The organism is Bacillota bacterium (genome assembly GCA_012727955.1).
Classification (GTDB): domain Bacteria; phylum Bacillota; class Limnochordia; order DTU087; family JAAYGB01; genus JAAYGB01.
This window is the reverse complement of record JAAYGB010000001.1, coordinates 34,839-49,538: the sequence shown is the minus strand read 5'-3', so window position 1 is coordinate 49,538 and position 14,700 is coordinate 34,839. Positions and strand designations below refer to the sequence as shown.

The window sequence follows — 14,700 nt, the reverse complement described above, 5'->3', positions numbered from 1 at the left end:
CAATGTATCAGGGTAACAACCCTATGCCCCCGGTGAACTTGCGCTGTGAATACGGGAAGAATCCCCTTGGGATTGACGTTACGTCCCCTAGATTTTCCTGGGCCCTCCAGCATGGAGAGCCAAACCAGTTTCAAAGTAGTTACCAGATCATAGTTGCCGATGATTGGGATCTAGCTGTCGCGGCCCAGGGCAATGTCTGGGACAGCGGGCAAGTCAAGTCTTCACAGTCAATTAATGTGCGCTACGCTGGTCAAAGTCTGCAGTCCTGCAAGGAGTACTTCTGGCGGGTGCGATGGTGGGACAGTGATGGTCAAGTCAGCGACTTTAGTGATATCGCCACCTTCGAGACGGCATTCCTGACGGAGGATGAATGGCAGGGACAGTGGATTGCCCACAGGGAAGATCTCGAGGCTCGGCCAGAGGTTAGTGAGGCGGGATATGAGCTTTATCCCGGAAGTTTGTTCCGCACCGAGTTTGCCGTCACCAAAGGGTTGAAATCCGCTCGGGCCTACATCAGCGGCCTAGGCTATTATGAACTGAGGCTCAATGGCGCCAAGGTGGGGGACAGGGTCCTGGAGCCGGGGCAAACGGATTATGATCATCGGGTTTTGTACTCGGTCTATGACATTACTCCTTACCTGCAGGCGGGAACCAACGCCGTAGGGGTGATGTTGGGCAATGGTCGCTATGTTCGCTTTCATTGGCTGGATGCGCCTCGGGGCTATGAAGCTACTCCCCGGGTGAAGGCTGAGCTCCACCTCACCTATGACGATGGTTCGGTAGAGAGGATTGTCACCGATGCGGGGTGGCAGACCCGGCGGGGTCCCTTAGGTGTCAACGGTATCTTTGAAGGTGAAGTCTATGATGCTCGACGGGAGATCGAGGGCTGGGATCAGCCGGGATTGGACACCGGGGATTGGGATTGGGCCCAGGTGGTGGAGGGCCCCAAGGGAAGACTACGGGCCCAGTTGATGCCGCCGATTAAGATTACCCGCAGATTTCAACCAGTATCCATCAGCAGCCCCGATCCAGGGGTGTACATCTACGATTTTGGCCAGAACTTTACCGGATGGGTTCGACTGCGGGTGCAAGGACCTCGGGGTACCAGGATAACCCTGCGGTATGCCGAGGTGCTCGATGACGAGGGTAGACTAGATCCGAGGATCAATCGACAGGCGGCGGCCACCGACGTTTATATTCTCAAGGGGGCAGCTCAGGAGGAGTGGGAACCCCGCTTTACCTACCACGGGTTTAGGTACGTGGAAGTGACCGGGCTGGCCACGGTACCCCACCTGCATTCCCTGGAGGGGTGTTTCTTGCATACTGCCGTGGAGGAGACCGGCACCTTCATTTGCTCCAACGCCCTCCTGAACAATATTCACCGCAATGTGATCTACGGGCAGTTGTCCAACTTGATGAGCGTACCCACCGACTGTCCTCAACGGGATGAGCGCATGGGTTGGATGGGTGATGCCCAGCTGGTGGCAGAGGAATCCATCTACAACTTCGACATGGCCGCCTTCTTCACCAAGTACCTCCAGGACATCAAGGATGCTCAGCGGGAAGACGGCAGTGTCTCCGATGTAGTTCCTCCCTATTGGCCCCTGTACCCCGCGGATCCCGCCTGGGGTACTGCCTATGTGGTTCTGGCTTGGGAGATGTATCGCTACTACCAGGATGTGGATCTCCTGGCGTACCACTATGATGGTCTGCGGCGGTACGTAGACCAGCTCATCGCCAGGGAAGGGACCGATGGTCTAGTTGATTTCAATAAGTACGGCGACTGGTGTCCACCAGGCAGTGTCATCCCCAAGAAAACTCCCAGAGAGATTACTTCTGCCTTCTATTACTACCACGACGTTCTCACTCTGTCCAAGATAGCCCAAGTGCTAGGTAACGGAGAGGATGCAGCCAAGTACGCCGAAAAGGCCCAGGAGATTCGCCAGGCCTTTAACAAGAAGTACTTCAACGCCGAGGGTGGGTACTATGGCAATAACGATCAGACCTCCAATGTTCTTGGTCTACAACTGGGGCTGGTGCCCGAGGGCGCCGAAGAGGCCGTGGTGGATAATCTGGTGGAGCAAATTACGGTGCATCATGACTATCACTTTGATACTGGAATTGTGGGGACGAAGTTTATCCTCGATACTCTAACCCGCTATGGCCTCAAAGAGGTGGCTTACCGGATGATGACCCAGGAAAGCTATCCCAGCCTAGGGTACATGATCAAGTCCGGGGCAACCACCGTCTGGGAACGGTGGGAAAAACTCACCGGTACCGGGATGAATTCCCACAACCACATCATGTTCGGTACCGTTGATGTCTGGTTCTACCGCTCTTTGGCAGGAATCGCCTTGGGACAGCCGGGGTGGGACGGCATTGTGATCAAACCCTGTATTCCCCAGGCTCTCGACTATGCCGGGGCTGCGCTGCACACCCTGCGGGGGACCATTGCCTCCTACTGGACAAAGAGCAAGGGTACCTTGTCGCTGCAGGTGTCCATTCCCGTCAATACCGAGGCGAAGATCTATGTCCCCCGTGGCGAGGGGACAGCCCTTGAGATGCAGGTCAATGGACGTGAGGTTCGTGCTGTTAACCTACCGGTGGTTGAAGAGGGCAACGATACCTACTTCGTCGTGGAAGCGGGTTCGGGAGAGTATCGCTTCACCGTTGCTGGATATCAGCGGCAGGTGCCCAGCGGCATCCCATGCAGCAAAAAGGTAAGATGAGAGGCAAAAAAGGGGTTCTGGCGGCCAGAACCCCTCCTTTATATCCCTTTCTAGTCCTGTCTGGGAGCTTGCAGACCTTGCGCGATTTGGCGCAGCTCACGGCTGGAAATCCTGGCGGGAAAGTCTCCCGACTGTCGTCCCCGCAGAAAAATCTCCTCGGGAGCCAGTCCCCTTTCCCTGGCAATAATCTCCTTGACCCGTGACGTGCAAAAGGACCCTTGGCAGGCGCCCATTCCCGCCCGGGTGCGGCGTTTGATGGCATCGGTGCTGTTAATGGGTATCCCCCGGTGGATGGCATCGACGATGGTTTGCTCCCTGACTTGCTCACAGCGGCACACGATCCGCAGGGGATCTCCCGGTGGGCGATTGACATCGGCAACAATCTCTGACATCGGCTGCAGTGGGCTGAAGGTGGTGATGGGCCGTCGTCGAGGATTAAAGTCAGCCTTAGGCTCCAGGACTACTCCTAATTCCTCAAGCAACTGTAAGACCCGCTGAGCAATGGCAGGAGCTGAGGTTAACCCCGGTGAATCGATGCCCGCCACATTGATGAACCTTGGTACCCGCGACTCTTCGATGATGAAATCCCTTCGGTCGCTGCTGGGACGGATCCCTGAGAAGGAGCGAATGGCCTTGGTAATATCTATCTGGGGAACACTGCGCCAGGCGGTGGCAATGATATCCTGCAGGGCGGTGGTTTCCGTTGCCAAATCCTCCCGATCGGTGACATCCTCGGCATTGGGCCCCAGCATCAGATTTCCCCAATAGGTGGAGGTCACCAGGACGCCTTTGCCCTGTGGTCCCGGGGTTTGGAAGACTACGTGGTTGACTAAGGACCCGGTGCCTCGGGACAGGAGTAAGTACTGGCCCTTGCGGGGCAGGATGGTGAAGTTTTGGGCTCCTACCATAGCGGCGATGGTGTCGGCATAGACGCCCGCTGCATTGATCACATACCGGGCCTGATAGGTATCGGCACCGGTGACGAGCTGAAAGCCCTGGGCCTTGGACTCTATGTGCTTCACTTCGTTATTCAAAGCTAGGGTGACGCCATTGGCTACGGCGTTTTCGGCAAGGGCGATACAGAACTCATAGGGGGAAGTGATTCCCGTTTCCCCACAATAGAGGGCAGCGACAATGGCAGGGTTCAGTGCCGGTTCCCGGGCCAGCGCCTCCTCCCGCTGTAAAATCCGCAGATCCTGGACGCCGTTTTTTTCGCCATTGGCCTGCAATTGGGCCAGAATCTCCCTTTCTTCATCGGTAAAGGCGACTACCAGAGACCCCGTCTGCCGGAAGCCAAAGTTGAGCTCCTCCTCCAGCTGTCGGTACATGCGATTCCCCTTGACGACTAACTCCCCTTTCAGGGTACCGTGGGCCGCTGTATATCCGCCGTGGACGATCCCGCTGTTGGCCTTGGTCGCTCCGACCCCAACGTCGATGTCTTTTTCCAGAAGGAGAACTTGCAGTTGGTAGCGGGACAGTTCCCGGGCGATGGCACAGCCCATGACTCCGGCTCCAATGATGGCAACATCGTACATCGTGCACCTTTCCTTTCAAGGGAATTTCCGGACAACCCCAGGCTCAGGGTGGCAGAGTAAGAAGCTAAGTTTTGATACCCAATTCCTCCATAGGGCTAAACCGAAGGCAGGACTTAATTTCCATTGATGGAAAAACTTAGAAGAGTCAAAGTAATTAGGAGGCGACAACATGAGTGATAGACCTAATGTCCTAGTGTTTTTCACCGATCAGCAGCGCTGGGACACCACCGGTGTTCACGGCAATCCCTTGGACTTGACGCCGAATTTCGATGCCATGGCTCGCCGGGGAACCCACTTTTGCCATGCCTTTACCTGCCAACCGGTCTGTGGTCCTGCCAGAGCCTCACTCCAAACGGGATTGTACGCCACGGCCACGGGCTGTTTTCGCAACGCAATTCCCTTAGCCGCTCACCATAACACCTTGGCCCATTACTTCAAGGCCGCGGGTTATCACACCGGGTACATTGGAAAATGGCATTTGGCCTCCCGGGATCCCGTCCCCAAGGAGGAGCGGGGAGGGTACGATTACTGGCTGGCAGCCAATACCCTGGAGTTTACCTCCGATGCCTACGACACCAACCTCTATGACAACGACAACCGGTTGGTCAAGCTTCCCGGATACCGCGTAGATGCCCTCGCCGATGCCGCAATTCGCTACATCGATGCCCACAAGACCGGCGATCCCTTTTTCCTTTTCTTGTCCTTCCTAGAGCCCCATCACCAAAACCATCGCGACGATTACCCGGCTCCCGAGGGTTATGCCCAGCGCTACCAGGGCCGCTGGACTCCGCCGGACTTGCAGGCCCTGGGGGGAAGTGCCCCGCAACACCTTGGTGGATACTACGGGATGGTCAAACGCCTTGACGAGGCCCTAGGTCGTATCCTCGATGCCCTCAAGAGCCTGGGATTATTGGAGAATACCGTTGTGGTGTACACCACTGACCACGGCAACCATTTCAAGACCCGCAATGGGGAGTACAAGCGTTCTCTGCACGATGCGTCCATTCGGATACCGCTGGCCATCCAGGGTCCGGGATTCAACGGCGGTGGACAGGTGCAGGAGTTGGTGAGTCTAGTGGATGTCCCGGCGACCCTGCTGGATGCAGCGGGAATCCCGATACCGGAGCACATGCATGGCCGTTCCCTGCTTCCCTTGGCGAAGAAGGAAGCTGACCCGTGGCCAGAGGAGATCTATGTCCAGATTAGCGAATCCCAGGTGGGCAGGGCTGTGAGAACCCACCGGTGGAAGTACGGCGTAGTGGCTCCAGACAAGAACGGGTGGGATGACCCTGCTTCCCTGGTCTATGAGGAAGCCTATCTCTATGATTTGCAGGCCGACCCCTATGAATTAACCAATCTCATCGGCTTGGAGTCTCACCAAGAGGTGGCCGAGGTTATGAGGCAGCGCCTGCTGTGCCGAATGACTGCAGCAGGGGAAGAAGTCGCGGAGATTCTCACCGCTCCTTTGCGCACCAGCGGGCAGCGCCGGGTCACCCCTGATGAGGCCAGACAATAACAAAAAGCCAGCGTCTCTATCCCACTGGGATGGAGGGGCTGGCTTTAGTCTTAAATATCCCACTTTCTCTCTAGGACCGGAACATCCCGGAGGAGTCTCTGGGTGTAATCATGCTGCGGATGAGCAATAATCCGGTCTGCCGGGCCTTGCTCCACGATCTTGCCCTGACTCATTACCAGGAGTCGATCACTGGTGTAGTATGCCAGGCCGATGTCGTGGGTAATAAAGATGATGGTCATGCCCAACTTCTCTCGCATCTCCAGGAGAATTTTCAGGATTCCCGCTCGACTGGAGGCATCAATCATCGAGGTGGGCTCATCGGCGATGAGGACCTCGGGATTAATGAGAAAGATTCGGGCGATCATGATTCTCTGCCTCTGGCCCCCGCTGAGTTCATGGGGACGCTTGCTCAGCAGCTCATTGGCGTTCAGGCCAACGTTTCGCATCGCCCCTTGAATCCGCTGTTCCTGTTCTTCTGGGCTTGGCCTGTTGGGCAGTAGGCGAAAGGAGTTGGTCAAGAACCGGCGCACAGAATAGAAACTGTTGAAGGATGAAAAGGGATCCTGAAAGACCGCCTGGACATGGGTCCAGTACTCCCGGGTCTGACGGGACTTCTTCATCCCGGTAATATCTTGGCCCTTGAAGACGATGCTCCCGGAAGTGGGTTGAGATAGCTTCAGGAGCATGCGGGCAATGGTAGTCTTGCCGCTGCCGCTTTCACCTAACAGGGAGACAATTTCCCCTTTGCCAACGCTGAAGGAGACATCGTTCACGGCTTTGGTAGCGTTTTTGCCTAGGCCAAAGACCTTGGTCAAATTCTTGACCTCTAGGATGACTTCCTGTTTTCTGTTGCTGTCTGTGGCAAGTTGATGTGCTCCGTGCAATGACACCATACTGTCCGATCACCTACCCTTCTAGGTTGTGGTTGTTCAGTTCTGCATTTTTCCGTTGCATAGGGGCAGCGATCGGCAAATCGACAGCCCTTAGGCGGATTCTTCAGGTCCGGTGGAACACCGGGAATTCCCGTAATTTCTCGGCTCTTAGTGCCGGGCTCGGCAGTGAGCATCGAGCCCATCAGGGCTTGGGTGTAGGGGTGCATTGGATCGAAGATCACATCTTCCATTGGCCCCAGCTCAGCCATTTGTCCAGCATACATGATGGCAACCCTGTCGGCGAAGTGCCGCAGCAATGGCAGCTCGTGGGTAATGAATACGATATTGCGAATGATCTTCTTCCGAAGCAGCTCCAGCATCAGTCGAATAACTACCTTCTGAGAAGAGACGTCCAAAGCCGAGGTTGGTTCGTCGGCGATGAGTACCTTCGGGTTCAGCAAAGTAGAGATGACGATAATAGTCCGCTGCTTCATTCCACCACTTAGTTGGTGGGGGTAGCTGTCCAGCACCCGGGCGGGAAGCCCCAAGGCCTCCATCCGCTCCCGAGCCAGATTTAAAGCTTCTTCCGGCGTCCTTTCGGGATAGTGTTCCCGAATAACGTCAATCACGAAGGAGCCGATTTTCTGTGTTGGATTCAGGGCGTTCATCGCTCCTTGGGGCACCACGGAGATATACTGGCCGCGAATGTCCCGTCGGAGCTCTTCCTTGTTCATTTTGAAGATATCTTTACCTTGGACCAACATTTCACCGGAGTTAACGTACAGGGGTGGGTTATAGGTCAAACCCAGCACCGATGCGAAACTGCTCTTGCCGCATCCAGACTCTCCGGCGATACCGACAACTTCGTCCTCATATAAATCCAGGGATACTCCGTCAACGGCCTTGACCTCCTGACCGTCCACGAGGCGGTAGTATGCCTTGATATCCCTAGCAGTTAGCAATTTATTCTTCATGCTATCTACTTCCTTAGTCTAGGATTGAAGATCTCGTCCATGCCGGAGTTCATCAGCATTAGTGAGAAGGAAATAACTGTCAAGAAGATTACCGGTGGAACAAAGGCCCACCAGGCTCCGACTCGAACGGCTTCCCAAAGCAATGCCCAGTGGAGCATCATACCTAGGGAGACCACGTTGCTGGGACCAAGACCCAACATACTCAAGGTAGCTTCGTTGGCAATTGCGCCTGTCAGCTGCAGAATGAAGGCCATGAAAATATAAGAGAACATATAGGGGAGAATTTCCTTGATGACCATCTCCACCGTGCTAATGCCGGTGATTCTAGCCAGGTCAACGTGTCCTCTGGTTCGCAGACTGGAGGCTTGCGCCCGCACAGCCCGTGCTGTCCACGGCCAACCGGTCATCCCGATGATTACTCCCATTCCAATGGCCGAACGGTTGGTCACCGAGACCGACAACAGAATCAAAAATACGATTGGGGGAATAGTAATAAAGACGTTAGTCAGACCCATCAAGATTTCGTCGGCAATTCCCCCAAGATAGCCTGCCAAGGAGCCGACGGCCACGCCGATGACAATGGCGACGATTCCGGCAATGAGTCCGACCAGAAGTGATGTTTTGGTTCCGTGCATCAACTGACTGAGAACGTCGTGTCCCAGGTTGTCAGTTCCCAGGGGGGCCTTGACCGATGGAGCGTTATAAAGTCCACCAACGGCCTGGGTAGGGTCCTGATCATGAATCATTGGACCAACAAAGGCGAATCCAAGCACCAGGATAAAGAGCACGAAACCGACAACGAATCGTCTCGACTTAAAGGATAGGGTAAGGATTTCCGCCATGTTATCGCTCTCCTAACTGCGATGCTCGGACTCGGGGGTCGATGAATCCGTAAGCGATGTCTACTAGGAAGTTAGCCAGCAGCACCGTCAAGGTGATGATCAGGGTTACACCTTGAATTACCGGATAATCGTTTTGCCTAATGGCCGAGAACAGAAGACTTCCCATGCCGGGATAGGAGAAGACCGATTCCGTAACCAAAGCTCCACCCACCATAGTACCAAAGGATAAGGCCAGACCAGTAATCTGGGGCAGCATGGCATTGCGGAATACGTACTTCACAATCTTCTTGTCCCTGAGTCCAAGTGCTTTAGAATAGTTGACATAATCAGAGGTCAGTTCGTAAACCGCCATTTCTCGCATTCCAATGGCTTGTCCGCCGATGGCTACCAGAATCATAGAGAGGAAGGGTAGCGTCCAGTGCCGGAGGACATCGACAAAGAACTCGAGATTCCATCCGGGGAACATTCCCATACTGTACCCGCCGGACAAAGGGAACCAGCCGAGATTGGCGGCAAAGACATAGACCAGTAAGATAGCAAAACCGTAGTAAGGAATGTTGGAAAAGACCAGTGCCGTTGTAAAGATAGTTCCGTCAAACTTTCCACCCTTGTAGGAAGCCAGGGCTCCAAGGATATTTCCCACCAACCATCCCACCAAAATAGCGGGAATCTGGATTCCCAATGTCCAGGGCAGAGCTTCGCCGATGAGGTTCATCACCTTACCGGGATAAAGCATGAAAGATGTGCCCAAGTCTCCCCTAAACACCTTGCCAAGGTATTCAAAGAACTGTACATGCAAGGGTTTGTCCAATCCAAACTCCCGCATATAAGTCTGATACAATCGTTCCAAGGACTCACTAGATACTCCGCCGCCTTGAGTCAATTGGCTGAGCATAGACTGCACCGGGTTGCCGGGAATCAGGCGGGTGAGAAAGAAGTTGAGTGCGATGGCGATGATCAGAGCCAGCCCGTACCAGGCTATCTTCCTGCTAAGATATCTGCTGAATCCACTTGTTAGCATATTCTCACACCCATATTAAAGGATTTGGCTTGCTGGGGAAGACAGGCTTCCCCAGCTGCTTCCATGTGCATTAGTTCTACTTCGCCGGCTTCACGTTAAAGTACACTCTCACCCCGGCGAAGTTGTGAAGCGGTGGAGCGACGGGATTGTCCGCAGTGGGAAATCCAGTCCAGTACTTCTCGTTAAAGACGTGAAACTCAACGGGACGATACTGCAGCGGGATCGTTGGGACGTCCTGCATATAGATCCGGTTGATTTCACGATAGATTTCCTTCAGCTCATTCTCATCGGTGGTGACGACAACTTGGTCCAGCAATTCATGGATTCTCGGGTTGCTGTACCGTCCGAAGTTGCGGTAGGCCGTTCCCTTGCCGGCATCAGGAACCCCTCGGTTGTCTAGACTATCCCGAATCCGCAGCCACGGTTGGGCCGGGGACTGAGCACCTGCGGGCGTGTCCATCAGCAAGTCGAAGTTGCCAGAATCCCGGTGGTCAACCCATACCGGTTGCTCCGGAAACTCAGTAACTACATCGATACCAACGGCCCGGGCACTGCTGGCGACAACTTGGAGACTGGTCATCCAGTCCGTCCACCCGTAGGGACATTCAGCCTTAAAGGGTCCCAGGCGGGTGCCATCGGGAAGTACGTAGATCCCGTCACTGCCCTTGGTTGCTCCCAGCTCCTGCTCTAAGATCTCCCTAGCTTTGTCGGGATTGTACTCCCATCCGTATTTCTCGACGTCCTCTTCGCTATAATACTTGGATTCGGGAACGCCTTCGGGAATGATGATACTGGACTTTGCCGGCGTCGAGTAACGGGAGACCGCGGTCTCCGCGATGCGGGCATAGTCAATGGAGTAGGCCAGGGCCCGACGTACCTCGGGAAGACTTAAGGGGTACTTGTTCACATTGATCCACAGGGTTGGAATCGAACCCGGCAGATGGTATGGTTCCTCGTCAAACCAAGTCCCGATGGGAAGCTTCTTGTCTTCCCACATCTTCCAAACCTCTGGGATGAAGTTTTGCGACCAGTCTACCTCGCCTCGCTCCAGGGCCAGGTTTCCGGCGTCGTTACTCTTGAAGACAGGGTGGACGACGTACTTGGGAGCCGGCTTTCCGTAGATGGGAATGCCCCAGTAATCATCGTCCCGTACCATCACAATCTGTTGCTGTGAGTAGGAGGAGAGTTTGTAGGGTCCGGAACCAACGGGTTCGGTGTTAGCGAACCGGACAATTCCGCCTTCCTTTTCCTCAACCTCTGTCCAGATGTGCTTTGGAACGATCCGAATGGTGCCCATATACTCCTCCAGCATTGCCTTGTGGGGATTGTCGGGATTGAGGGTCAGCTCGATGGTCCGATCGTCCACCACTTTGGCTTCAGTCATGTAGTTCCAAACAGGACTGAAGGTGACGGAGTACTTCTTGCCAAGTTCGAAGGTGTAGACCACGTCCTCGGCCGTCAAGGGCTTGCCGTCTTGCCATTTGGTGTTTGGTTGGAGGGTAACGGTCAATGTTGAATCATCGGTCCATTCCATGCTCTTGCCGAGAATGGGCTCCATCTTACCGGAAACCAAGTTGTAGCCAAAGAGGGTCTCATAGAGGATTTCCTCATTTCCCGTTGGCCAAGCAGCGGCGGTACTAAAAGGGTTAAAGCTCGTAGGCGGTCCCCATTGATGACCGGCCTTGTACAGAGTTTCTTCTCGAACTAGACGTCCTGTACCGCGATCACGGCCCTGATCACGGGTCTCGTGGGTACCATCGGGAGTGACATCGGGCTCTTCCCGGCCACCGAACATTCCGGTGAAGTAGGCCAGTCCCAAAGCCACGATGAGCACAGCGATGAGAATTAACCAAGAGCGTTTCATGCAAAATGCCTCCTCGCAACAAATAGTGAGTAGCTGGTACCACTATCTTTTGCGGGTTCGGTGTTTTGCATGCTGACTTTGAATCTGTTACCATTAAGAAAGAAAGAATTCCGATAGTTCCGCTCACTTCAGAATCAACCAACAACTAATCTAGATCTAAGTGTAATGGGATTGTAACAAGGCTTCCATAGCAGTTTTTAGACAACGCTGGGAAAAAGTGTCGGCAGGATGGCCAAGGAGATGTCAAAGGCGGGAAAGGAAAAAGGACCATTCCCCAGGGTTAGAGGGGAACGGTCCTATTCACTATTTTGAGACTGCAGCATTAGAAGTATCCAATCATGCGCTCCGCAATGGAGTCCTTGACCCGTTCGACTCTTTGTTCGATGGAATCGTCTTTGTTAGGCCGCCGAATATTCTTCGAATACAGGTCAGTGGTCGCGTGTCGATTCAAAATAGTCCATACACCCAATTTATATACCTCCTAGTTTTACCAGGGAATTAGCTTTTATCAACTGGCTACATTGATTTTATTCCCCCTTGCCCGGAAAGGAAACGGGTTTCTAGAAGGTTTAACCAAGGATTTACGGGGTTTTCACAACATAGCAACAGAAGGGGTGTTTGCTAGGAAAGCTGCTCTAGACCAGCGGCCATGGGCCTGGGGATTTCTCCCAAATTTCCCGATATCCGTCAATAGATCAAATACTTCCGTCGCAGCTCCAGCCAGGGGGTCAGCTCCTCCTGCCACTGTTCCCAGATCTCGTCGGGGTGTCGTTCCCGATCGATGTCACGGCGCAACGTGTCGGTTCCCGCTAAGAGATCGATGAAGGGGCGGTCAGTGCCGGAGGTGGGCTCAAGCCATGCAAATTGTCCCTTACTCCTTTCCTTTATTGCCGCTAAGATATGCAATCCCGTCCGAACCGGTTGAAACTCTTCCCGATGGATAACATGAACCTGAATCCCGTGACATAGTTGGTTGCTGTGTTTGCTGTAGGTGGGGATAAAGGAAGCCGGTCGGAATCTCACCCCCGGCAGTTCCTGTGTATTTAGGTGTTGGGCCAGCTGCCAACCATCGAGCCAGGGTGCTCCCACCAACTCAAAGGGTTGGGTCGTTCCTCGCCCCTCGGACAGGTTGGTGCCTTCGATGAGGCAGGTTCCAGGGTAGACCAGTGGGGTGGTGAGGCTGGGCATATTGGGAGAGGGAGCCACCCAGGAAAGTCCCGTTTCATCGTACCACAGGGTTCGCTGCCAGTTGTCCATGGTAATCACCGTGAGATCGGCCTTCAAGTCATAGACCTCGTTGAACAGCCGGGCCATTTCACCGATGGTCATACCAAAACGAATGGGTATTTGGGCAATACCCACGAAGGAGGTAAATTCCTTTTCCAGGATATTCCCGGCAACGTGGCTGCCGGTGATGGGATTGGGTCGATCCAGAACGATGCTGGGGATTTGATGGCGCCCAGCGGCCCGCAGGGCGTAAAACAGTGTGGACAAATAGGTCCAATACCGGCAGCCAATGTCCGGCAGGTCGATGATGAGCACTTCGACCTTCTGCAGCATCGCGGCCGTTGGTTCTCTGTTTTCGCCGTAAAGACTATACACCGGTAGTATAGTCTGGGGGTCCACCTCATCGGCAACTTCTGCGCCCGCGGGCAGTACCCCCCGAACTCCATGCTCCGGGGCGAAAAGGGTGGTCATTTGGGTCCCGATGGCATTATACAGGATATCCACGGTACTGATCAGTTTAGCGTTAACTGCAGCCTGGTTAGTAATCAGTCCCACCCGGCGGTTTTCCAATATGCTGGCATAGTCAGCCGCCAGTTTATCGATCCCAATTACAACGGGAATTGCCACTTCAATTCACACCCTTTCAGGTAGTGGATCAGCTTTTCTGGACCAAGGGGGTGATTCCTGGTTTTAGGGTGGTGGCAAATGGCAAAGTATGGGACAAACAAGAGGATTTCCCTGGAGAATCGGGGAAACTAATCTACGCCTAGGCCTCTGGTAGCCAGTGGAACCGAACTGAAGTCCCAGGATGTCTCGGCAATGCTGTCGTGGAAGGTGGATTCTAGTAAATGACAAGTCCTAGTTCCGACTCCAAGGTAGTCGATCCGATTCTGCATGTAGTAATGGTCAATCCTGAAATTCCCCCTAACACCGGAAATGTGGCACGTCTCTGCGCCTTGACCGGTTGCAGCTTACATCTAGTTAGGCCTTTAGGTTTTTTCCTCGATGACAAACGGATGAAACGGGCTGGGCTAGATTACTGGCACCTGCTGGATCTGAGGATCCATGACAGTATAGAGGAAGTGCGGCAGCAGCTGGTGGGACACAATTTCTACTATGCCACCACCAAGGGCAAGAGGGCTCATTCGGAAGTTAAGTACCGCCATGGCGATGTGGTGGTTTTTGGTCCAGAAACCCGGGGCCTTTCCGAAGAGGTCCTTGAGGGCAATTGGGAGAGTACTATCCGCATTCCCATGCGGGACCTTCCCGAAGCTCGTTCCTTGAACCTGAGTAATTCCGTTTCCATCGTTGTCTATGAGGCCCTGCGCCAATTGGAATATCCCGGTTTGACTTAACCCGAACTCTTGGGTTTGTTGCTGGTAGAACAATGATAGGTGGAAAGGAGTGGCCAGTGTGGAAATTACCTTTTGGGGTCATGCTTGTGTACAGATTGAAGCTGCAGGGTATTCGGTGATTTGTGATCCTTATATCACCGACAATGCCCTGTGCCCGGTGAAGGATTTATCACAGTTCAAAGTGGACGGTATTTTGGTATCCCATGGACATCATGATCATCTCGGTGATGCGGTGGCTTTAGCTAAGGCCAACGATGCTCTAGTGGTGGGTGTGGCAGAGATGGCGGGATACATTGCTCGGCAAGACGCCAAGACTCACGCAATGCACATCGGGGGAGCCCATCAATTTGACTTTGGGTGGGTGAAGGTGACTCCCGCTTGGCATGGATCTTCGGTAACCCTTGATGGTCAAGGGATTTACACGGGAAACCCTTGCGGATTCCTCTACAGGGCCGAGGGTAAGACGGTCTACTTTGCCGGCGACACCGGATTGTTTGGGGACATGGAATTGATCGGAAAACTCAATCCCATCGATGTTGCCTTCCTACCCATTGGCGATAACTACGTGATGGGAATCGATGACGCGGTCTACGCGGCGAAGCTGTTGCAGGCCAAGTTGACGGTGCCGATGCATTACAACACCTTCCCCTTAATTACCCAGGATCCCCAGGAATTCAAGGACAAGCTGGCGGCAGAGAATTTGGCCTGTCAAATTCTGGCCCCAGGAGAAAAGCTGACTTTGTAATGACATATTGAGCAGTAAAG

12 protein-coding genes are annotated in these 14,700 nt (G+C 54.0%); 4 read left to right on the top strand and 8 right to left on the bottom strand.

All coding sequences use genetic code 11. The features are described 5' to 3' along the window. Positions 1-2 precede the first annotated feature (2 nt). Positions 3-2,729, top strand: coding sequence for a family 78 glycoside hydrolase catalytic domain (locus tag GX030_00265; GenBank protein ID NLV90819.1), 2,727 nt, complete (start codon positions 3-5; stop codon positions 2,727-2,729). A 50-nt stretch (positions 2,730-2,779) separates the two neighbouring features. Here GX030_00265 and GX030_00260 read toward each other — a convergent pair whose 3' ends face one another. Then, positions 2,780-4,264: an NAD(P)/FAD-dependent oxidoreductase gene (locus GX030_00260; protein NLV90818.1), complete on the bottom strand. Its 1,485-nt coding sequence runs from the start codon at positions 4,262-4,264 to the stop codon at positions 2,780-2,782. 169 nt (positions 4,265-4,433) lie between these two features. Here GX030_00260 and GX030_00255 point away from each other — a divergent pair, with 169 nt between their 5' ends. Next, positions 4,434-5,780, top strand: coding sequence for a sulfatase-like hydrolase/transferase (locus tag GX030_00255; GenBank protein NLV90817.1), 1,347 nt, complete (start codon positions 4,434-4,436; stop codon positions 5,778-5,780). A 50-nt stretch (positions 5,781-5,830) separates the two neighbouring features. On the opposite strand, the gene GX030_00250 is transcribed toward GX030_00255, so the two are convergent. The 7 genes from GX030_00250 to GX030_00220 form a co-directional block, all read right to left on the bottom strand. Then, positions 5,831-6,673, bottom strand: a complete 843-nt coding sequence (locus tag GX030_00250; protein NLV90816.1) for an ABC transporter ATP-binding protein — start codon at positions 6,671-6,673, stop codon at positions 5,831-5,833. Next, positions 6,607-7,626 (bottom strand): ABC transporter ATP-binding protein, encoded by a 1,020-nt coding sequence (locus tag GX030_00245; protein ID NLV90815.1) that lies wholly within the window; start codon positions 7,624-7,626, stop codon positions 6,607-6,609. The genes GX030_00250 and GX030_00245 overlap by 67 nt, the downstream gene beginning before the upstream one ends. Positions 7,627-7,631: 5 nt before the next feature. After that, positions 7,632-8,468, bottom strand: a complete 837-nt coding sequence (locus GX030_00240; GenBank protein ID NLV90814.1) for an ABC transporter permease — start codon at positions 8,466-8,468, stop codon at positions 7,632-7,634. A 1-nt stretch (position 8,469) separates the two neighbouring features. Beyond that, a complete protein-coding gene (locus GX030_00235; GenBank protein NLV90813.1) occupies positions 8,470-9,489 on the bottom strand; it encodes an ABC transporter permease in 1,020 nt (339 codons plus the stop codon). A gap of 76 nt (positions 9,490-9,565) precedes the next feature. Then, a complete protein-coding gene (locus GX030_00230) occupies positions 9,566-11,353 on the bottom strand; it encodes an ABC transporter substrate-binding protein (protein NLV90812.1) in 1,788 nt (595 codons plus the stop codon). Positions 11,354-11,675: 322 nt separating this feature from the next. Further along, positions 11,676-11,822: a hypothetical protein gene (locus GX030_00225; GenBank protein NLV90811.1), complete on the bottom strand. Its 147-nt coding sequence runs from the start codon at positions 11,820-11,822 to the stop codon at positions 11,676-11,678. A gap of 218 nt (positions 11,823-12,040) precedes the next feature. Continuing rightward, entirely contained in the window at positions 12,041-13,207 is a 1,167-nt protein-coding gene (locus GX030_00220; protein ID NLV90810.1) for a DUF1343 domain-containing protein, read from the bottom strand. A 263-nt stretch (positions 13,208-13,470) separates the two neighbouring features. On the opposite strand from GX030_00220, the gene GX030_00215 reads away from it, so the two are divergent. Continuing rightward, entirely contained in the window at positions 13,471-13,935 is a 465-nt protein-coding gene (locus tag GX030_00215; GenBank protein ID NLV90809.1) for a tRNA (cytidine(34)-2'-O)-methyltransferase, read from the top strand. A 58-nt stretch (positions 13,936-13,993) separates the two neighbouring features. Further along, on the top strand, positions 13,994-14,680 hold the full coding sequence (locus tag GX030_00210; protein ID NLV90808.1) for a metal-dependent hydrolase: 687 nt from the start codon (positions 13,994-13,996) through the stop codon (positions 14,678-14,680). The last annotated feature ends 20 nt before the right edge of the window (positions 14,681-14,700 follow it).

Bases quoted from the DNA above. Each gene is read 5' to 3' on its own strand.
- GX030_00265 (NLV90819.1), top strand. From the start codon at position 3: ATGTATCAGGGTAACAACCCTATGCCCCCGGTGAACTTGCGCTGTGAA.
- GX030_00260 (NLV90818.1), bottom strand. From the start codon at position 4,264: ATGTACGATGTTGCCATCATTGGAGCCGGAGTCATGGGCTGTGCCATC.
- GX030_00255 (NLV90817.1), top strand. From the start codon at position 4,434: ATGAGTGATAGACCTAATGTCCTAGTGTTTTTCACCGATCAGCAGCGC.
- GX030_00250 (NLV90816.1), bottom strand. From the start codon at position 6,673: ATGGTGTCATTGCACGGAGCACATCAACTTGCCACAGACAGCAACAGA.
- GX030_00245 (NLV90815.1), bottom strand. From the start codon at position 7,626: ATGAAGAATAAATTGCTAACTGCTAGGGATATCAAGGCATACTACCGC.
- GX030_00240 (NLV90814.1), bottom strand. From the start codon at position 8,468: ATGGCGGAAATCCTTACCCTATCCTTTAAGTCGAGACGATTCGTTGTC.
- GX030_00235 (NLV90813.1), bottom strand. From the start codon at position 9,489: ATGCTAACAAGTGGATTCAGCAGATATCTTAGCAGGAAGATAGCCTGG.
- GX030_00230 (NLV90812.1), bottom strand. From the start codon at position 11,353: ATGAAACGCTCTTGGTTAATTCTCATCGCTGTGCTCATCGTGGCTTTG.